This window comes from Rossellomorea aquimaris (assembly GCF_003315075.1).
Taxonomy (GTDB): Bacteria; Bacillota; Bacilli; order Bacillales; family Bacillaceae_B; genus Rossellomorea; species Rossellomorea aquimaris_C.
The window spans coordinates 43760-63706 of the sequence record NZ_QNRJ01000009.1 but is presented as its reverse complement, the minus strand read 5'-3'; the positions used below and the strand labels follow the sequence as shown (position 1 = coordinate 63706).

The 19947-nt window shown below is 43.3% G+C and carries 22 protein-coding genes; 10 read left to right on the top strand and 12 right to left on the bottom strand.

Annotated elements, in window-relative coordinates; translation table 11 throughout:
• Positions 1 to 14 precede the first annotated feature (14 nt).
• The 4 genes from DET59_RS13015 to DET59_RS13000 all read right to left on the bottom strand — a co-directional run bounded on the left by DET59_RS13015 (position 15) and on the right by DET59_RS13000 (position 3821).
• Positions 15 to 1022 (bottom strand): FecCD family ABC transporter permease, encoded by a 1008-nt coding sequence (locus DET59_RS13015; protein ID WP_113970086.1) that lies wholly within the window; start codon positions 1020 to 1022, stop codon positions 15 to 17.
• Positions 1022 to 2026: a FecCD family ABC transporter permease gene (locus tag DET59_RS13010; protein ID WP_113970085.1), complete on the bottom strand. Its 1005-nt coding sequence runs from the start codon at positions 2024 to 2026 to the stop codon at positions 1022 to 1024. The genes DET59_RS13015 and DET59_RS13010 overlap by 1 nt, the downstream gene beginning before the upstream one ends.
• A 69-nt stretch (positions 2027 to 2095) precedes the next feature.
• Entirely contained in the window at positions 2096 to 3025 is a 930-nt protein-coding gene (locus DET59_RS13005; protein ID WP_113970084.1) for an iron-hydroxamate ABC transporter substrate-binding protein, read from the bottom strand.
• The gene (locus DET59_RS13000) at positions 2976 to 3821 is read right to left on the bottom strand and encodes an ABC transporter ATP-binding protein (protein WP_113970083.1); all 846 of its coding nucleotides are present in this window, start codon (positions 3819 to 3821) and stop codon (positions 2976 to 2978) included. The genes DET59_RS13005 and DET59_RS13000 overlap by 50 nt, the downstream gene beginning before the upstream one ends.
• Before the next feature lie 184 nt (positions 3822 to 4005).
• Here DET59_RS13000 and DET59_RS12995 point away from each other — a divergent pair, with 184 nt between their 5' ends.
• Complete coding sequence (locus DET59_RS12995) at positions 4006 to 5055, top strand: NAD(P)/FAD-dependent oxidoreductase (RefSeq protein WP_113970082.1); 1050 nt, start codon at positions 4006 to 4008, stop codon at positions 5053 to 5055.
• Between the two features lie 123 nt (positions 5056 to 5178).
• Here the strand turns inward: DET59_RS12995 and DET59_RS12990 are convergent, their stop codons facing one another.
• Complete coding sequence (locus DET59_RS12990) at positions 5179 to 5904, bottom strand: TerC family protein (protein WP_113970081.1); 726 nt, start codon at positions 5902 to 5904, stop codon at positions 5179 to 5181.
• Positions 5905 to 6500: 596 nt separating this feature from the next.
• Positions 6501 to 6794 (bottom strand): hypothetical protein, encoded by a 294-nt coding sequence (locus DET59_RS12985; protein ID WP_113970080.1) that lies wholly within the window; start codon positions 6792 to 6794, stop codon positions 6501 to 6503.
• Positions 6795 to 7020: 226 nt separating this feature from the next.
• Here DET59_RS12985 and DET59_RS12980 point away from each other — a divergent pair, with 226 nt between their 5' ends.
• Genes DET59_RS12980 through DET59_RS12970 form a run of 3 tightly spaced genes read left to right on the top strand, consistent with a single transcriptional unit; the run spans position 7021 to position 10076 of the window.
• The gene (locus DET59_RS12980; RefSeq protein ID WP_397540942.1) at positions 7021 to 8034 is read left to right on the top strand and encodes a tripartite tricarboxylate transporter substrate binding protein; all 1014 of its coding nucleotides are present in this window, start codon (positions 7021 to 7023) and stop codon (positions 8032 to 8034) included.
• A gap of 56 nt (positions 8035 to 8090) precedes the next feature.
• Positions 8091 to 8549, top strand: coding sequence for a tripartite tricarboxylate transporter TctB family protein (locus DET59_RS12975; protein ID WP_113970079.1), 459 nt, complete (start codon positions 8091 to 8093; stop codon positions 8547 to 8549).
• Positions 8550 to 8561: 12 nt separating this feature from the next.
• Positions 8562 to 10076, top strand: a complete 1515-nt coding sequence (locus DET59_RS12970) for a tripartite tricarboxylate transporter permease (protein ID WP_113970078.1) — start codon at positions 8562 to 8564, stop codon at positions 10074 to 10076.
• Positions 10077 to 10121: 45 nt separating this feature from the next.
• Here DET59_RS12970 and DET59_RS12965 read toward each other — a convergent pair whose 3' ends face one another.
• Positions 10122 to 10814, bottom strand: coding sequence for a response regulator (locus tag DET59_RS12965; protein ID WP_113970077.1), 693 nt, complete (start codon positions 10812 to 10814; stop codon positions 10122 to 10124).
• A gap of 12 nt (positions 10815 to 10826) precedes the next feature.
• A complete protein-coding gene (locus tag DET59_RS12960; RefSeq protein ID WP_181778150.1) occupies positions 10827 to 12410 on the bottom strand; it encodes an ATP-binding protein in 1584 nt (527 codons plus the stop codon).
• Positions 12411 to 12567: 157 nt separating this feature from the next.
• Here DET59_RS12960 and DET59_RS12955 point away from each other — a divergent pair, with 157 nt between their 5' ends.
• Both DET59_RS12955 and DET59_RS12950 read left to right on the top strand, forming a co-directional pair.
• Positions 12568 to 12981, top strand: coding sequence for a potassium channel family protein (locus DET59_RS12955; protein ID WP_113970075.1), 414 nt, complete (start codon positions 12568 to 12570; stop codon positions 12979 to 12981).
• Positions 12982 to 13083: 102 nt separating this feature from the next.
• Positions 13084 to 13494 (top strand): YbaN family protein, encoded by a 411-nt coding sequence (locus DET59_RS12950; RefSeq protein WP_181778148.1) that lies wholly within the window; start codon positions 13084 to 13086, stop codon positions 13492 to 13494.
• 103 nt (positions 13495 to 13597) lie between these two features.
• Here DET59_RS12950 and DET59_RS12945 read toward each other — a convergent pair whose 3' ends face one another.
• Both DET59_RS12945 and DET59_RS12940 read right to left on the bottom strand, forming a co-directional pair.
• Positions 13598 to 14044 carry a hypothetical protein gene (locus DET59_RS12945; RefSeq protein WP_113970074.1) on the bottom strand — a complete coding sequence of 149 codons (447 nt, stop codon included), beginning with the start codon at positions 14042 to 14044 and terminating at the stop codon, positions 13598 to 13600.
• A gap of 10 nt (positions 14045 to 14054) precedes the next feature.
• Entirely contained in the window at positions 14055 to 14393 is a 339-nt protein-coding gene (locus DET59_RS12940; RefSeq protein WP_113970073.1) for an ASCH domain-containing protein, read from the bottom strand.
• A gap of 54 nt (positions 14394 to 14447) precedes the next feature.
• Between DET59_RS12940 and DET59_RS12935 the strand changes: the two genes are divergently transcribed.
• From DET59_RS12935 to DET59_RS12925, 4 genes are all read left to right on the top strand, one after another.
• Positions 14448 to 15491 (top strand): DMT family transporter, encoded by a 1044-nt coding sequence (locus DET59_RS12935; RefSeq protein WP_309472476.1) that lies wholly within the window; start codon positions 14448 to 14450, stop codon positions 15489 to 15491.
• Between the two features lie 126 nt (positions 15492 to 15617).
• Positions 15618 to 16166 carry a DUF3189 family protein gene (locus DET59_RS12930; RefSeq protein WP_113970072.1) on the top strand — a complete coding sequence of 183 codons (549 nt, stop codon included), beginning with the start codon at positions 15618 to 15620 and terminating at the stop codon, positions 16164 to 16166.
• 110 nt (positions 16167 to 16276) lie between these two features.
• Positions 16277 to 16420 carry a hypothetical protein gene (locus DET59_RS21680; RefSeq protein ID WP_181778147.1) on the top strand — a complete coding sequence of 48 codons (144 nt, stop codon included), beginning with the start codon at positions 16277 to 16279 and terminating at the stop codon, positions 16418 to 16420.
• Between the two features lie 141 nt (positions 16421 to 16561).
• On the top strand, positions 16562 to 17197 hold the full coding sequence (locus DET59_RS12925) for an FMN-dependent NADH-azoreductase (protein ID WP_113970071.1): 636 nt from the start codon (positions 16562 to 16564) through the stop codon (positions 17195 to 17197).
• Between the two features lie 42 nt (positions 17198 to 17239).
• Here DET59_RS12925 and DET59_RS12920 read toward each other — a convergent pair whose 3' ends face one another.
• Together DET59_RS12920 and DET59_RS12915 are read right to left on the bottom strand one after the other, a co-directional pair.
• Positions 17240 to 18514 carry an MFS transporter gene (locus DET59_RS12920; protein ID WP_113970070.1) on the bottom strand — a complete coding sequence of 425 codons (1275 nt, stop codon included), beginning with the start codon at positions 18512 to 18514 and terminating at the stop codon, positions 17240 to 17242.
• Positions 18515 to 18547: 33 nt separating this feature from the next.
• Complete coding sequence (locus tag DET59_RS12915; RefSeq protein WP_113970069.1) at positions 18548 to 19843, bottom strand: alkaline phosphatase family protein; 1296 nt, start codon at positions 19841 to 19843, stop codon at positions 18548 to 18550.
• Between the last annotated feature and the right edge of the window lie 104 nt (positions 19844 to 19947).

The window sequence follows — 19947 nt, the reverse complement described above, 5'->3', positions numbered from 1 at the left end:
TCTTTATTTCGTTCTTATTTTTTCAATAACAAATACATGAAATAAGGAGCCCCGATCAAAGCAATCATGATCCCGGCTGGGATGCCATTGGGTTCCAGGATATTACGACCGACTGTGTCAGCGAGTAATAATAGCCAGCCTCCCAGCAGTATGGCAATCGGGATGAACATTTGATTGCGTGGTCCGACCAATGCTTTGGCGATGTGGGGGGCCATTAATCCGATAAAGGCGATTCCACCTGTAACGGAAACAGCTGATGCGGCTAAGGCAACAGCTACCATCAGCATGATGAAACGTTCACGATTGATGGAAACTCCTACGCCGACAGAGACAGGTTCACTTAATCCCAGAAGATTCAGCATCTGAGATTTATAGAGTGCAAATGGAATCAGAATCAAGAGCCATGGTAGAAGCGCCCAGATGAACGGCCAGTCTGACCCCCAGATATTCCCCGCCAGCCACATGGCAATGAAATCCACTTTTGCCCGTTCGGCACTGGAGATAAGAATAATCATGAGCCCCGACAGTGCCATGGAGAATCCGACCCCTACTAAGACTAATCTGACAGGCTGAATCCCATTACGCTTACTATACGAAAACATATAGATGAGGCAGGCTGTAAGAAGAGCACCTGCGAAAGCCACAACTGGCAGCAGATACGCAAATGAACCGGCGTCTATCGGGAAAAATAAAAAGAAGATGGCAATGGAAACCCCTGCCCCGGAATTGATTCCGATAATACCTGGATCCGCTAAGTCATTTCGTGTGATACTTTGTAAAATGGAGCCGGAAAGCGCCAGGGCCATCCCGGCTAAAATCGTAATGATGATTCTTGGTAAACGAATGGAAAATAGGATGAATTCTTCTTTAAATGACCCTTCACCTATAATAGTAGGAACTAGACGATCATAGGAAACAGAAGAATAGCCCAGTCCAATACTAATAAATATGGTTGCTGCGATAAGGATTAGTAGTCCAATAAGAAGTAATCGTTGTTTTTTGATCAAATCCGGATGTATCATCAGAAGCCTTTCCCTCCTTTACGTACGATAAATAGGAAGAAAGGTAAGCCCATCATCGCGACAATCGCTGCCACAGGTGTTTCGTAAGGGGCGTTGATTGTTCGGCCGAGCGTATCCGCGAGCAGCATGAATGTTGCTCCAAACAGGGTGGATATGGGGATGATGAAGCGGTAATCCGTCCCAACCACAGCCCGGACAATATGGGGGATCATCAAGCCGATGAATACCATATTCCCGACAAGGGCAACGGCAGCGCCTGCAAGTAGAACGATCACGATAAAGAGGATGGTTTTCACAAAAGCAGTACGTTGACCCAATCCGACGGCAACATCCTCATTTAAACTTAGTATGGTTAGTTGTCTGGATAAAAAGATTGAAACCACGATACCGATTAAAATAAATGGAACAATCACTTGAAGCTGGTTCCACGTTGTCCCGATCATTCCACCGGCCGTCCACATTGACACATCTTTGGAAAGCTTAAAGTAAAGACCGATTCCTTCAGAAATGGCAAATAAAAAGGCGGAAACGGCAGCACCGGCCAATACAATTCTAAAGGGGGAGAAGCCGCCCCGTTTCATTGAGCTGATGCCGAATACCAACAATGCCCCTACAGCAGAGCCGATGAAACAAGCAATCATAATGCCGTAGTAGCTGATGGAAGGAAAAAAGGCAAGAGCAACGGCCAATGCAGCGTTTGCTCCCGCGGTCAATCCAAGTAACCCCGGGTCTGCAAGGGGATTTCGCGTCATGCCCTGCATGATGGCTCCTGAGACGGCTAAAGAAGCTCCTACCACAATGGCGGCAACCTCTCTAGGGAAGCGTATCTCCCGCAGGATGGTCACCTTATCTCCGTCACCGGCTGGAGTCAATGCGAGCCATACGTCCTTCACTGTTGTCTCTGCAGCACCAAACACGACAGATACCAGAAAAGCAGCAACAAATAGGAGAAGGGACCCAATCAATTTATAGAAAAATGGAATTCGCTGATTTTGTGTTTTCATAATCGATCATCTTTTCTTTAGTGGAGTAGAAAGAAAGGGAATTCTTGTGATAAGAATCCCCTTTACGAATTAGTTGCCTAGAAATTTCTCTTTGAAGAAATCCAACTGGTAATCCAGGGTTAATGGATCATTAAAGTAGAATTCCATCATGTTCACTTCATATACTTGGTTGTTCTTAACAGCAGGAATGTTTTTGTATGTCTCTGTTTCCAAGAATGAGTTATCTGCTTTCGGATCTTTGCTTATAATCAGATAATCTCCGGCATAATCAGGCATAACCTCTGTTGAAAGAGCGAAATATCCAGGTTCCAACGCTTGTTCTTTTACTTTTTCAGGCATCTTCAGGTCCATTTCCTGATAAAGGATCTCGGTACCACGACCCCAATTGTTTCCATATACGTATAATTGCTTATTGAAACTTTCAATAACGGAAACGGTTGTATCTTCTCCAATTTTCGCTTTGATGTCTTCTCCTGCAGTCTGGGCACGCTTCTTAAAGTCATCCACCCATTCTGTCGCTTCTTTTTCTTTATTTAGTAGTTTTCCAATTTCGATGTGCTGCGTTAAGTAGTCTACTTTTCCATAAGTGTATGTAACAGTAGGAGCAATTTCATTTAACTTATCGACATTTTTAATATTGGATAGACCGATGATTAGATCAGGATCAAGCTCAATGATTTTCTCCAAGCTTTCGTCGGTTACTTCTTCCACATCTTTTAATTCCTTATCCCAACGAGGATTCATTTTTGACCATGAGTCTACACCTACAACATTCACATCAAGTGCCATGACGTTACCGGCAAATGAAGATAGTACGACTACGCGCTGTGGATCTGCCGGTACTTCAACAGGTCCATTTTCTGATTGATAGGTGATGGTATCAGAAGATTTACCTTCCTTTTCTTTTGAATCCGAGCCTTCTTCTTTCGTAGAGCTGTTGCCGCAGGCACTAACGAGCAGCACTAACAGCAGAGTAAACGGGATGAGCCATTTCTTCATGTTGATCTTCTCCTTTTAGTAGATTATATGTGTAACACATTGGCTTGTTTGTTCGAGGGTCTCTACCGATCTCAGCATCGATTTGAAATACTTTTTTCAGGACCTCATGGGTGATGACTTCCTCACAATTTCCGGCTTTCACGATTTCTCCTTCTTTTAGAGCAACGATATAGTCGGCAAATCGTGCAGCTTGATTTAAATCATGGAGGACCATCACAATGGTGCGTTCCTGTTCTCTATTCAGCTTCTGTAGAAGTTCAAGTACTTCCAGCTGGTGAGCCATATCTAAATATGTAGTCGGTTCATCAAGGAAGATGATATCTGTTTCCTGTGCGAGAGCCATGGCAATCCAGACGCGTTGTCTTTGACCGCCTGATAAGGCATCGACTTCCCTGTACTTAAACTCCAGGGTACCTGTCACTTCAAGCGCCCAGTTGATGACATCATAATCTTTCTTCGATAGACGGCCCATTCCTTTTTGATGAGGGAAACGACCATATGAAACCAATTCTCCTACCGTCAGTCCACTGGCACTTTCGGGGGTTTGCGGAAGAATCGCCATCTTCTTCGCTAATTCCTTTGTATTGCCTTTAAAAATGTTTTCACCATCTAACAGGACGTTACCGGAATGATGGGGGATGATGCGGGTAATCGCTTTCAGTAAAGTCGATTTTCCACAACCATTCGAACCGATGATCGTTGTGATTTTTTTATCAGGGATGTTCACGCTTAAGTTTTTCACGATGAGGCGTTCACCGTAGCCAATGTTTAATTCGTTTGTATAGAGGCGGACCATTTTAAGACCTCCGTTTATAGATTAGTAAAGTGATAATGATTCTCAATCTCGAACAATTTAAATACTATAATCCTTTTTTACTAATGTCAATAGAAATTTATATTGTCAAAGCATTAATAAAGATGTAGGATGTAATTGAGAATGATAATCAATTATATCTTGGTTACTCAAGGAGTGGACGGAAATGGATAATCATGAACTATTTGATGTGACAGTCATAGGGGGAGGTCCAGCGGGACTTTACTCAGCTTTCTATAGTGGACTTAGAGAAATGAAAACAAAGATCATCGAGTTTCAACCATCATTAGGTGGAAAGATACATGTGTATCCTGAGAAAATGATTTGGGATGTAGGGGGGCTCACTCCGATTCCCGGGGCTAAATTAATTGAGCAGCTTGTTCAACAAGGATTGACTTTCGATCCCACCGTCGTCTTGAACGAAAAAGTTGAATCCATTACACGTAATGAAGAAGGTATCTTTATATTAGAAGGTTCATCAGGTGAAAAGCACTACTCAAAAACGGTCATCATCGCAGTGGGAAGCGGAATCATCAATCCTCAGAAGCTTGATATCGAAGGGGCAGAACGATTTGAAGTTTCTAATTTAAATTACACTGTCAAGTCATTAAAAAGGTTTAAAGATAAGACCGTCATCATATCAGGTGGGGGGAACTCAGCCATCGATTGGGCAAATGAATTAGAACCCGTAGCGAAGAAAGTGTATGTTGCCTACCGGAAGGAAGCATTGAACGGACACGAAGCTCAATGTGCCCAGCTCATGAACAGTTCGGCCTCCTGCCTGCTCAACACATCGATTACCAAGCTGATTGCAGCCGCCAATCACGAATCCATTGAAAAGGTTCAACTGACCAATCATCAGTCAGGAGAGGTTTCCTATTTACCCATTGATGAGGTAATCATTAATCATGGGTATGAAATAGATACATCCCTGCTTAAAAATAGTTCATTGAATATCGACATGATGGACCAGTATTACATAGCCGGTACGACAACCAGCGAATCATCGATCGAAGGTCTTTACGCAGCGGGTGACATCTTGAAACACGATGGAAAGGTGAACTTGATTGCAGGAGCATTCCAGGACGCTGCCAACGCAGTCAATAAAGCAAAGCAATTCATTCAACCTGAAGCAAATAAAGTCGCCATGGTCTCTTCCCATAACGAAGTATTCAAGAAGAGAAATAAAGAACTGGTCAGGCAGATGATGAAATGAAAAGAGGGACGGACCTTCATTTTTTATGAAGGTCCGTCCTTATCACATTCTTCCAATCAATAGCTGGATAAGAGGTCCGTCCCTCACAAAAAAGATGCCTACAAATGTAAGCATCTTTTGGAGTTAAGCATTATATTGTTCTACGTTTTTATTGTGGGGTGAAGCAGATTTCTTATTTACTAAGTATCCGATGAGTAGAACCGCAACCGTAAGACCGATTGTGATCAAATACGTAACAGGACCATGATGGATATTAAGTAAATTTAAGAATTTCTCGTCTCTAACAATCATTTCACCTGCTGTAAATGCTAGAATTCCTGCACCCAGATAGGCAATCCATCGATATTTTTCAAGTACTCTAACAATCGCCTTTGATCCGAATATCATAATCGGAATCGAAATGAATACGCCCAGGGCAATCATACCCATATGTCCATTTGCTGCACCCGCCACGGCCACCACATTATCAAGGCTCATGACAGCATCTGCGATAATGATGGTCGTGATGGCTTGTCTAAGGCCGGTGTGAGATTTAATATTGGTTTCTTCTTCACCTTCAACCAGTACTTTATAGGCGATCCATAAAAGAAGGACCCCGCCGATCAGATGAACATAAGGAATTTTTAATAAGTAAACAATAATGGCAGCAAAGAAAATGCGCAGGATGACAGCTCCTGCTGTTCCCCAGAAAATCGCTCTGTTTTGATGTTCTTTCGGTAACCCTCTCGTTGCCATAGCGATGACAATCGCGTTATCCCCGGACAGTATGATATCAATTGCAATGATTTTCAATAGTGCAATGATGGCTCCGGATGAGATGGCAAGTCCAAGTGGAAATAAGAAATCCATATTCAGTTCCTCCTTGATTCTACTAAACTATGAACGAAACACTAACTTATCTATAGTATCACAATTGATGGAATTTTGAACGGCTATTATTTCTAAGATAAATATTTCCAATTTGTGCTGATACTATTTAATCAATGAAGGATCGTACACATATAACGAAAAAGGATGCGACAAAACTAAAAAACAAGTGTAGGTTCTTAATACCGCTAATGATTTCCGTGCAAGACTACGCTTTCCGCGGGTAGCTCGTGAGCCTCCTCGGCAAGCCTGCGGTTAGAATAGCGGAGGGGCTTCGCCAGAGGCGGTTGGCATAAGGCGGAGCGACCTTGAAGGCGTTCTTTGCCTTCATGGACGATCAGACTTATGACATTTGCCTCTAAGCCCTATAGCTGGACAAGTCTCACATAAGCTACTTTTCCCGCAGGAGTCTTCGTCTTGCACTCCAATCAACCGCTGGAAAGGGCTAAAATCAAATGTACCGAAAATAAATAAAAAACCCGAACAAATCTGTCTGTTAGAAAGCAGAATCGTTCGGGTTTTTCTTATACTAAAACACTTTTGTTCCAACCTCTATCGGTTTTGTCATTTATCATTTATTAAGGTTGCGGGTAGGGAGGTGGATAGGGGTAAGGGTACGGATATGCGTAAGGATAAGCTGGAACCGGTACAGGATAAGGACCCGGTGAAGCAGCAGCCCCTACAGCCAATCCTGTAACCGTTCCTGCAGCGAATCCTGGATGATAACCCCAGTTGCCTCCGTGATTCCAATTTCCTCCCTGGTTCCAACTTGTTCCGTGTCCCCAAGTGGCGTGCCCGTGCCCATTGCCCCAGCTTGCATGCCCTCCGCCTCCGTGTATCGGTCTGTACATACTGAATGGTTGATTAAACATCGCTCTCACCTTTCTCAATATAAAGAAGTTGCTTTATCATATGTGGGTTTTTCGAAAGGGTTTAATTAGTTTTAGCTGATAAATAAGACAGAAGTCAATTCCGTGAACTTTATAAACAATATACCCACAAAGTTCCTTTTGCCGTTTATTTACGATTTATTTTATTAAGTTTCTGAATTTTCTATAATGAAAGCGTTACCAACAATATTCAAAGGGGGAAATGTTGATGAAAATGAAAACAGGTATTATGGCTATTATTTTATCAAGTTTACTAGTTGTCACCACGGCATGCGGAGGGTCGAATTCTGCAAGTAATTCTGAGAGTGATGGGGAATGGAGTCCGTCTAAACCAATTGAAGTCGTGGCTCCAGCAGGTGCCGGAGGAGGTTGGGATACGACGGCCAGGACCGTTTCAAAGGTAATGGAAGAACAGAAAATCATTGAAGAGCGTATGGCTGTAGTCAATAAACCAGGTGGCGGGGGCTCTGTCGGCTGGTCATATATTGATAGTAAAAAAGGGGATAATCACACGATGTTCGTCACGTCTCCACCGATCTTCTTTGTTCCCCTTAATGGACAGTCGACATTGTCTCACAAAGACTTCACACCTATAGCAGGGGTGATCGCTGACTATGCAGCCTTTGTTGTAGACGCGGATTCACCTTACGATACGATGAATGATCTTGTCGATGCATTAAAAAAGGATCCGACATCAGTATCCATTGTAGGGGTTTCTTCACCGGGGAGCATGGATCACATGCAGTTCGTTAAGGCAGTTAAAGCAGCAGGGGTAGATGTTAAAAAGCTGAAATATGTTTCCGCTCAAGACGGATCTGGAATGAGCATGCTACTCGGAGGAAAAGTGGATGTATACTCGACTGGCCTGGCGGAAGCTTCTGAACAAGCCCGTGCAGGCAAGGTGAAGGTTCTGGCAATTACAGCTCCCGAGCGTTTGGAAGGAGAAACGGTTTCAGATTTCCCGACGTTAAAAGAACAAGGAATTGATGATGAATTTGTTGTGTGGCGTGGATTCTTAGGTCCAAAGGATATGGATCCCGATGCCGTTGCTTACTATGAGAAAGCGTTTAAAGACATGATTGAAACGGATCAATGGAAGGAAATGCGGGACAAGTTTGGCTGGACCGACAATTACATGTCTTCAGAAGAGTTCAGTACCTTCCTGGATGAAGAGTACAAAGAAATTGAAGCATTAATGGAGGAAATCGGCTTGAAAAAATAATGGGGTCTGGAGCAGAAACATCTGCTCCTTCCTTTTCTTGATTAGGAGTGAATCACATGAGAACCAAACCAGATCGAATCATCTCATTACTTTTACTAGTTTTTGCTGGAATCTATTTAGCTCTCAGCTTTCAGCTTACCAAATTTCCATACGCCATCATCGATAGTGACGTCCTTCCGAAGGGGCTTGGATTCCTGCTCATTATTTTGGCGGTTGTTTTGTTCTTCCAGGCGAAGGATGATACAGAAGAAGATAAGAAAAGACGTTATGTAAAAAAAGAAGATGTCATCATATTGTTATCAGTATTAGGAGCATTGCTTGTATATATTTTTTTACTGGAACCGCTCGGATTTTTAGTATCTACTATTCTATTTTTGTTAGTCATCCCGTTTGTTTTAGGATTCAAAAAGAAGCTAACTACGGTACTAGTAGCCTTTCTATTTTCAGGCATCATGTATTATTCATTTAACTATTTACTCAATATTACATTACCACAGGGGATTCTACCCTTTTAGGAGGTGACGGGCATGATTGAAAGTATATTATATGGATTTCAAGTAGCTTTCACCCCGGAAAATTTATTTTTCGCATTTATCGGGGTATTGGCTGGTACGATTATCGGGATGCTGCCGGGATTGGGTCCGATCAGCGCCATTGCGATTATGATTCCTCTTAGTTATGGGATGTCTCCGGCTTCCGCCTTGATCCTGATGGCAGGGGTTTATTATGGTGCCGTGTTTGGCGGCTCGACTTCTTCTATTCTATTAAATGCCCCTGGAATTTCAGGGACAGTGGCAACAGCATTTGACGGATATCCCATGGCAAAGCAGGGGAAGGCAGGCAAAGCACTCGCCATAGCCGCCATATCGTCCTTTGCTGGTGGAACAATAAGTGTGGTGGCACTTATGCTGGTCGCTCCTTATATGGCCAAGCTTGCCATTACGTTTGGGCCTACTGAGTATTTCGCTCTAATGCTTCTGGGACTGACAGCAATATCCAGCTTATCTGAAGGGTCCACCAATAAAGCACTGATCTCGGCGACGCTTGGATTGATCATCGCAACTGTCGGGATTGATCAGCAAACAGGTACACAGCGTTTCACATTCGGGAACCCTGGTTTATTAGAGGGGATCGACTTTCTGATTATTGCTTTAGGATTATTTGCACTTTCCGAGGTTTGTCAGTTAATTATCTCAAGGAATGAAAATACATTGAAAGGGAAGAGTGCTGTTGGCAGTTTAAGGCTTGAGAAGCAGGAATTAAAGGAGATGGCAGGCCCGATTGGCCGTCATTCCGTCCTTGGCTTTATTTTGGGAGTCCTACCTGGAGCAGGGGCAACGATCGCTTCATTCCTTTCCTATATTTCAGAGAAACGTTTATCCAAAGATCCATCTTCTTTTGGAAAAGGGAATATCAAGGGGCTGGCCGCTCCTGAAACCTCCAATAATGCTGCGACAAGCGGGGCATTCGTTCCCTTGTTAACATTAGGGATACCAGGTTCTGGAACCACTGCTGTACTATTGGGTGCTTTACTTGTTGTAGGAGTGCAGCCGGGGCCATTGATGCTTCAGGATCACCCGGACGTATTCTGGGGAGTCATTGCAAGTATGTATATCGGAAATCTATTTCTATTGGTACTTAACTTACCGCTCATCCCGGTACTGGCAAAAATCTTATATATTCCGAAGCAGCTGTTGATCGCATTGATCATTGTGTTCTGTTTAATAGGGGTATACGCAGTCAGCTTTAACACGTTCCATCTGTACTTGCTTGTAGGATTTGGCGTGTTAGGCTATTTGTTGAAAATGTATAAATTCCCTGCGCCTCCGTTTATTCTCGCGTTTATATTGGGAGGGATGATGGAGCAATCCTTCAGACAGGCGATGACGATCTCAAACGGATCTTACGGTGTGTTTTTTCAAAGTAATATCACCATAGGTTTACTGGTCGTTTCATTCCTTTCACTTGTGCTCCCTACGATTTTAGGTTTAACGAGAAGAGGGAAGGCCACGGAAAGTCAAGATTTGAAGAAAGAAGCATGATTAATAGAAAAGCAGTGAAGCCCCCAATGCCTCACTGCTTTTCTCTTATTCTTGAAAGAAATATTTTCTCTGAGGTCTCCCGACACCTCCATAGGTAAGCTCCACTTTGATTTTCTTTTGGGAAACAAGATACTCCAGATAGCGCCTGGCCGTTGTTCGGGTCACGCCGACTTCCCCTGCCATTTCCTCAGCCGTATAGCCCCGGCTGTGATCGGTTCCTATCCTTTTGAGTATGGATTCCAATGTAATCGTATCGATCCCTTTCGGGGGTTGCTGGACGGTTTGAATATTTCTCGTACTTTTCTTTCTATTAAATAAAGTGTCCACCTCATGTTGATTTTCTACTTGAGAATCATTCATTCTCTCTTTATACTGTTGATATTTTAATAGGGTATCCTGAAATCGGTTAAAGATAATGGGTTTCAGGATATAATCGAATGCCCCTCCACGGATGGCATTGGAAATATGTTCGGTTTCCTTTGCTGCTGTGACGAGGATGACATCTGTGTTGCGGTAATGCTTTCTGATCTCCCATAGAAATTCACTGCCGGTTCCATCAGGAAAGTAGACGTCAAGTAAGATTAAATCAGGATTAACAACAGGTAAGACTTTTTTGGCTTCTGCAATGGTAGTGGCGATCCCGCCTACCTGAAATCTTTCCATTTGAGCAATGTACTGACTGTTGATCTCAGCTGTTTGAATATCATCTTCTATAATGAATACGTTCCACTTACGCAATACTTTCTCCCCCTAATGTTGCTTTGGAATACTAATCGTAAACAAAGCGCCCCCTAGTTCACTATTTTCCACTGTCATGTAGCCGTTCAGATGCTCCACACTTCGTTGCACCAGGTGAAGACCGATGCCCCTGTCTTTGCCGGCTTTTGTAGAATAGCCTCTTTCAAATATTGAACCTATATCCAGGATTCCCGCACCACTGTCTTCTATTTCGAAAATAAAATCATTACCTAAATCAGTCATAAACAATTGAACCCGCCTGTTGTGCAGTGGCTGGGATAAGACTTCTTCAAAGGCATTATCAAGAATGTTCCCAATGATGGTAATCAGTTTTTCCTGCTGTACATCTATAAGTGGTGTTGTAATGGAGCTGTCAGGATGAATCGTGAACGAGACTTTCAACTCTTGGGACCGATTATATTTTCCAATGATCAGGCCTGCCAGGACAGGATCAGGAACCGCTTTCAATAGAAATTGAATTAAGTCTTCATATCCAGAGGATTCCTCCTGTATGAGGGCTAATGCCTCTTCATGGTGATGAAGTTGAATGAGACCAGCAATCGTATTCAGTTTATTTCTGTATTCATGGGTCTGTGAGCGCAATATACCTGCATACTCTTGAACCTGGGACAGTTCTTTAGTAAGCTGATCGATTTCATCCTTCCTCCTGAAGCTGGCAACCACTCCGACGATCTTTTCCTCTTCAAAAATAGGAAGCCTGTTGACGATCAGGTCATGATGATTTAATGAAATCTCATCATCCAGCCGGCTTTCTCGCGTTTCCAGTACATCCATCATTTTCGTATCGGGAATGACTTCTAGAATGTGTCTTCCCCTATTGGAGGATTGATGATCAAGAGCCAGTATACTGTGAGCTCTAGCATTTATTTCTGTAATCGATCCATGTTGGTCGATTGCAATGATTCCTTCCCGGACCGATTCGATGATGGCACGCTTTTCCTTGAACTGCATGGCAATTTCAGCAGGCTCCAAACCGAAGATCGCCTTTTTGATTCCTTTCCCGATGAAAAATGAACCTATGACTCCAATTAATAGGATGACGGTGACGAGTATCAGTACCTTAGTACGATAGGGAATGACGATGTCGTGGATACTGTCTTCAAGAAATCCGACTGACACTACCCCGATGATTTCGTTTTGGGCGTTTCTTATAGGAACCTTTCCTCTTACAGATGGTCCTAATGATCCCCTTGCATGAGAAACATAAGATTCACCCCTTATCAAGGCTCTTTCATTGTCTCCACCGACCATCTTTTTACCGAGACGTTCAGGCATGGGGTGAGAGTATCGGACAGAGTCTCTATTGCCTACAACAATAAAGGTGGCCCCTGTTTCTTTTCGAATATCTTCTACCAGAGGCTGGATGATCTCTTCCGGCTGATTCGTCTTAAAGGCTTCGATGACAGCAGGCATCTTGGATACAGACTGTGCCACCGCCAAGGCTTGCTTTCCTTTCAAATCCGTCAGCGTGTCGGATAACATTCTAAAGAAAATAATCGACAGGGATAAAATCAAAATCGAAAGAAGTGCTAATACAATAACGATAATCTTAGATTGAAGTGAGAACTTTTTCATCATGGGTTCCTTCTTTTCGGAAAATTCTATTATTACTAGAATAAAAGAGTTGATGGGTTTGTACAAGGGGAGATGAGAATCTACTATAGATGAGTTTTAAACATACAACACGTGGTATATGAAACATAGTACATTTAAGAGGAGGATTCATAACGTTTTGGCAAGCATCGTTACAATCGGAGCCATCATTTTCATCCTGGTAAACTTAATCTATTTCTTTAAGGATAAGCATTTCAAATACAGTTATTTTAGTACAACGCTTTTTTATAAGCTGTTTTTCGTACTTTTCAGTATCATGATTGCATTTGCTGTACTCTATTATGTCCTGTCATTTGAGAATCCGATGCTGCGTGTCAGTTCACCCAGTGGCAAGCCGGTAGAGCATTCATTTCTCAATTATCTCTATTATAGCGGCGTGACGATCCTGTCCGTCGGGTACGGAGATTATATCCCGACAGGCCATATCCGATTCTTTGCACTGCTTGAGGCAGCCATCGGATTGCTGCTCCCGACGGCCTATTTTATGAAGGTATTGGAGTCGAAGGGAAAAGAGAATAGGGAGAATGAATAGAAGAGGGGATCTGACAATGGTGTGAGCGTATACTCCACCAGAGTCAGCTTCTTTTTTTTGTTCCTTGCCAGCTTCTTTTATCATGAATAGAATAGAGAAGGAATGAAGGGTAAAGAAGGAGTGTCCGTAATAAACAAAATTAAGAAAATAATTTTTATATTAGTAGGTTTGTTATTTATGGGAATCGGGGTTGTAGGCATCGTGCTGCCTCTCATACCAACGACTCCACTTTTGTTGTTAGCATCCTTTTTCTTTGTAAGGGGATCCGAACGATTTGAGGTCTGGTTTAAAGGAACCAGTGTATATAACAAGCATTTAGAGGGTTTTATTCGTCATCGATCCATGACACTGCGCCAGAAGGTTACGCTGCTGATTTTTTCAGACATCATGATTCTCATACCGCTGATTTTATCGGATAGCTTGATGGTAAAGGTGATTCTGGGTTTGATCATTGTGTATAAGTATTACTATTTTATTTTTAAGATAAGGACTGTAGCAGTTCGGGGGGATTGATGGTGATGGGGTCATGGAGACTAGTTCATTTATCCTCAAAAATAGCGTGTACCAGGTACAAATGACTTCCATTGTACCTGGTACACGCTATCAGTCAACTCCATTACATCCACAAATTCGGCTTCACGACCATAAACCACAGCATTGCTAACAGAAGGATTAGATAAATCCAAACGGTCCGGTTCAATTTCCCGACGAGCCATTCCCGGTCAGCGTCATCTTCTGCAAACTTCCGTAGTGTCGGTGAGAACGCTCTTGCGAGAAAGAACAGGGAGCAGAACATAATGACAAGAGTCATGATGATCCACGGTGTACTCCACGTCCAAGGTCCGAGTAGAACCAGGAGGATTCCTGTTCCGACGAGCACGTGTCCTGAATGCTTGGAGAGTCGGACCGTGAAGCGGAACGTGTCCAAGTACGAAGGAAGCACGGACTCAGAAGCGGTCCGTAATTTTTTCATCATCGGCAATAGTATGAAAAATGGGCCGATGGAGGCCACGACGCTGATCACATGTAGATAGATGAGCGTTCTGTATAATAAATACTCCATCCGTCGTACTCTATTCGTTCACTAATGTGAATTCGTGCACCCATACTTTCATGCTCGGGTGCCATGGCATGCCTGGGTGATAAGAGAGGATGGCTTCTTTATATTCCTCCACAGTATGAAAGCCTTCCTGCTTGGCATGATCATCAGTCAGCTCACCAAGTGATTGGGAGTAGACGTTTTCTACTATGTATTTCTTTCCTTGAAGCTCCATGATTTCTCCAATATCAGCGTATCGTCCGTTTCTGCGGGTCGCCGTTTTCTCACCATTAAGCACTTTCTCGACGTCCTCACCTTTAGTTACCAGACGGTCGATCGTACACGTTTTTGGCGGCAGTTGTTGATTGGTCATTTTAAAAACCCCTTTCGACCTTTACTATAGCATAGTCCGGGTTGAGGAGGATGATTGATTGCAAATTGTTTCACGAATCGAATTAATTTCCTCGCAGGGAACGTCACCTGGTGCTATGATGGGGGAATACTATATATAGAAAGAAGGCCTCAGGGAGAATTGAAAAAGTGGCAAACGTATCTGATACTTGTGTTCATCATGTTGATTTGGGGCTTTAATGTTCCTGCATTAAAGGTTTTGGTAAGTGAATTTACGCCGGTAACGATTACATCCCTCCGCATCTTCACGGCAGGGATTACTGTATTTATCATTCTTGGTATCATGGGGAAAATAAGAAAACCGACGGCTAAAGAGTTATTGTTCATTATCTCGGGTGGCTTATTGAATGTCGTCAGTCATCATTATTTTTTATCAGTCGGGCTGACCGGAACGTCGTCGACTAACGGGGGACTGATCCTGGGAACTGGGCCGTTGTTGACGGCTTTAATGGCGACGATCATCCTTCGAAACCGGCCGACAGTGATTAAAATCATCGGGTTTCTGTCTGGTAGTGTCGGGGTTGCGATCATTGTGTTGTCAGGCGGAGAGGGTTTAGGCGGACTTAAGACCGGGGATCTGTTTATCTTTATCTCCATTTTTTCACAAGCCTTAAGTTTCATTATCATCAGTAGGGCAGCCAAAACGTTGGACCCCCGATTACTTACGGGGTATATGCTGGTGTTCGGTTCCATTGTCTTGTTTTCGATTAGTCTGTTCACAGAGCCGGGGGCAATAAAAGAACTGGGAAATGCCTCAAGCTCCATCTGGCTTCTGTTCTTTGCTTCTGCCATTTTAGCAACAGCCGTAGGGCACATGATATACAATCATTCGATCGGGAAAATTGGAGCCGCCGAAACATCGATTTTCCTGAATCTCAATACCTTTTTCTCCCTCGTAGGAGCCGCCATTTTTCTTAATGAAACCGTGACGTTCTATCACCTGATCGGATTGGTGTTCATCGTGTTGGGAGTAGTATGCGGATCCGGTACGCTTGAAGAGATCGTCATCAGAAGAAAACAAAAGAGATTCCTAAAAGAAAAACAGAGACATCAGATGTAGATGCTTCTGTTTTTTTTATACGGTAGACATAATGGAATATAAAACGACCTGCAAATGGCATTGCGGATAGTCCTCTTTCTTTCTGCCCATACTTAAAGGAAAAGTAGTCTAAGGTGGGGTGGTGCGATGATTTACATTTACAATGACTTTGGTGGGACTCATACAACATCTCTTGCAGCAGCATATCACCTGCATATTCTAAATCCTTCACACAGCCCATTAACTAAGAACGACATCCTCAATATTCCTTACTTTAACCAGCTAACGAAAAAAGAGGCAGGACAAATCCTTTTTCGCGGGATGGACGAAGAGAATAACCCGGTTTATACGATAGGAAGGAGATCTTCAAAGTATGTCGTTCCTGCACTAACTGATTTGAGTAACATCCTGCTTAGTAGATATGGAGAAAGGGAGAAAATCATCATTTCCAACACCTCGCCGACTGTTCCTCCCCTCATGACAGCCGGGGGGTTCTTGTCCAGGGAGCTGGGAATCGATTCGATAGGCGTCCCTCTTCTCGTGAAAGGGGCACAGCAATGTCACAATCTCATCTATCATCTCGTTATGGAAACGAAACAAGTGGCCAAAGCTTCCCACGAGCAGGTAGTTGTGTTGGAAAATGGAAAATATCAATATAAAATTGGAAAAAAGGATATCTTCTGGAAGGAAAAATAGTATAATAAGTAGATACTACTAGGTAAAAGGTCTGTTTCCGGAAAGATCGGGATGAACTGAATAGACCTGTACATAAAGGCAATACTACAGTAAAAACGGAGGTGTCGACATTGGAAGGTAAACCATTTCATTATGATGGCAGTCACCATTTCGCAACAGGGGAAGCACAAGAGAACACTCCATTTGAACTAACAGACGAAATGAGAAAGAATATCGGGGGAAACCCTTTTGAAGCTTCCGGGGAGGAAGAGTAAGAATCAATCTACACCTATGAACAATCGGATGTTGTCTATGAGACAGCATCCTTTTTTTCTGAGATGACCAAACCTTGGATAATTCCATCTTTTTTTCACAAAATAATAGAGTGGAAAATTTGAGTGAAGGATGGATGAAGAATGGCACAAGTATTATATATCACAGCTCATCCCCATGATGATACACTATCGTACAGCATGGCGGTGGCGAAAGCATTTATGGATACGTATAAAGAAGTGAACCCTGACGACCAAGTGGTTCACATTGATCTGTACCGTGAACATATTCCCCACATTGACGCTGATGTGTTTAGTGGATGGGGGAAGCTTCAAACAGGAAAAGGATTTGAGGAACTTTCATCGGAAGAAAAATCGAAAGTGAATCGACTCAATGAATTATCAGAACAGTTTATTTCTGCTGATAAGTATGTGTTCGTTACACCATTATGGAACTTCTCCTTCCCACCGGTGATGAAAGCGTATATTGACTCTGTGGCAGTTGCCGGTAAGTCGTTTAAGTATACAGAGCAGGGACCGGTTGGATTACTGACGGACAAGAAAGCTATCCATATCCAGGCACGAGGTGGCATCTACTCAGAGGGACCTGCAGCCGGCATGGAAATGGGGCATCGTTACCTGGACATCATCATGCAATTTTTCGGTGTCCCTTCCTTCGAGGGTGTCTTTGTGGAAGGGCATGCTGCGATGCCTGATAAAGCCCCGGAGATTAAAGAGAATGCCATTGCAAGAGCGAAGGATGCTGCTCATACATTTTAAACCACTAAGAAGAGCCTGAACATATGCGTTCAGGCTCTCTTTTTATAAAATGGCAGGCTTCTCCATCTCATTTCCTTTCGGCTCAGGGACGAAGGCAAGAATGACAAGTCCAATGATAAAGAGGACGACGAGACTGAAAACACCGCTATTGGATTCACCTGTCAATTGGGCGGTGACGGCGACTAACAATGGTCCGAGGATCGAGGCGAATTTACCGAAGATATTGTAAAAACCGAAGAATTCATTGGCGTTCTTCTTCGGAATTAATTTTGCAAAGTAAGCCCGACTCAATGCCTGGATGCCCCCTTGGGAAGAAGCAACCAACATGGCGAGGATCCAGAAGTCCATTGTGGTCTCCAGGAAATAAGCGTAAATGCAAACGATGATATAAACGCAAATTCCTACATACAGCATCTTTTTCCCCGTGAATTTCTCCGCCAATCTTCCGTATAGAATAGCGAACGGTCCAGCCACAACCTGAGTCACAAACAGGATGATCAAGAGGTTAGTGGAGGTGATCCCAAGATCCGATCCGTAAGCCGTAGACATCGTAATGATGGTGCCGACTCCGTCGATATAAAAGAAGTAAGCAAGAAGAAACAAAAATAATGCACGGTATTTCCGGATTTCTTTCACCGTTTTACCAAGGCGCTTAAAGCTATTGGCAACAGGGTTCTTCTCACGCTCGATAAAGTAGCGCTGATGGACATTTTTTAGTAATGGGATGGAGAAGAGTCCCCACCATAAAGCGGTAATGACGAACGCAATTTTACTGGCGATGGTAACGGAGAAGGGAAGTACCCCATTTTGAGATAATATGATGATGGCGATGCTTATGATAAACGGAATCGTGCTCCCGATGTACCCGAATCCAAATCCACGGGATGACACCCGGTTCATCCGTTCTTCTGTCGTTACGTCGGTTAAAAAGGCATCATAGAAAACGTTGGAACCAGCTGAACCGACCGCTGCCACTGTATAAAAAATTAAGAGGAGCAGCCACTGATCACTGGGAACGAAAGCGAGGAGGGCAGTGAATGTAACTCCGAGGGCAAAGAAGAAAGTAAAGAATTTCTTCTTGTAGCCTTCATAATCGGCAATCGTTCCGAGAATCGGGCCAATCATAGCCAGTATAAAGGTGGCAATCGCGATGGTGTACCCTAAATAAGCAGTGGAATTAGCGGCACTGACCCCTGCGTTAGTAGCGGCAGCCTTATAGAATAGTGGAAAGACTGCGGTCGAAATGATAATGGAATAGGCTGAATTTGCCCAGTCATAAAAGATCCAGCTGCTTTCTTCTTTTGAAAAACGCTTCATTGTTTTTCCCCCTAAGGATACAAAATCTCTTCTTTATATATCCAGCAATTCTTCGATCACTTTTCCATCTGTTGCCCCCAGACTAAGGCCGAGCAGGCGTGCTAGGGTCGGACCTTCATCTATTAAATGCATAAAAGGAATTTCAACATTTGACCGGATCCCTTTCCCGGAAGCCATGAAGATGGTGGAGTAGTCTTCTTTTTCAGGAGAATATCCGTGAGACCCATACGTATAACGCTTTTCCTTTACATCTTCCTGGGTGATGGTATGAATGAAGGATCCTTTAAGAGTATCTTTAAAATAAAAACCGATTCTTGCTTCGAGCATAAAGGTACAGTATTCATCGGCACCTTTTCTTCCGGCTTCTTCACCAGTGAGTATCTCTTCAATTCCATTGGAAGGATCCATCTGCAATTGCTCCAATAGGGATTGAACTGCTTGTTTCGTTTCAGAATCCTTCACGTACACATAGGCCGAACCATCACATCCTTTACAGTATGCTTTCCAGTCGATGACTTTTCCATGGTCATTCACTGTGATCAACCCATTATCCTTTAAAAGAACGTTTAGCTGAACAGCCTTTGATTCATCCAATGCACTATGATCCCCAAGAGCGACAATAGTAGACTCTTCATAGATGCCGTTATCCTTCAAGGCTTTAATGATTCTTCCCAACCGGGCATCATGGCGGCGTATGGCCGCATGTGCTTCTTCGGAAGAAAACCCATGGTAATGACGCTGTGTATCAAGATCCGTAAAGTGCACAAGCAATAGGTTTGGCTTCTTCTTGATCGTTTCAACGGTGGATTCCAGAACGAAATCATCAAGTTCAGGTTGATTCAGACCTTTCCGTATGTGACCAAAGAGACGATTCATTTGTAATTGGTAGAGAGGACTTCCATTGAAAAGGGAAACAAGGATTTGATTATGCCAAGGCCGATTCGCGAAGATCTCGGGCATGTTGTAATCAATGTCCGCTTTAGCAGTCACAGGCCAGAGTAGAGCGGCTGTGGTCATATCTGCATTCTTGGCTTCGTCATACAATGTAGTACTCTTGACATGTCGTCGATGCCAATACCAATCCGGAGAAATCCGGCCAGGCTGAATGAGTGTATTATTCACAACACCGTGACGATTAGGAAGCATACCGGTGACAATGGTGGCGTGACAGGGATAGGTCACAGAAGGATAAATGGTTTCAACATTTTTGCAAAAGGATCCATGGGCAAGCAATTCTTGAAAGTGAGGAAGACCTTTTAGAATGGGGTAATCCAAAGCGGATAAACAGTCGAAAGATATGACAATCAGGTAATCTGTAAGTCGAGTCATAATGGCCTCCAGCTTTCGCGTAGGATTGTACTATATACCTATTAATATAGCAGAACATTCAGAATAAAAATATGAAATTTCGATTATGCTGACGTTAAGGGACT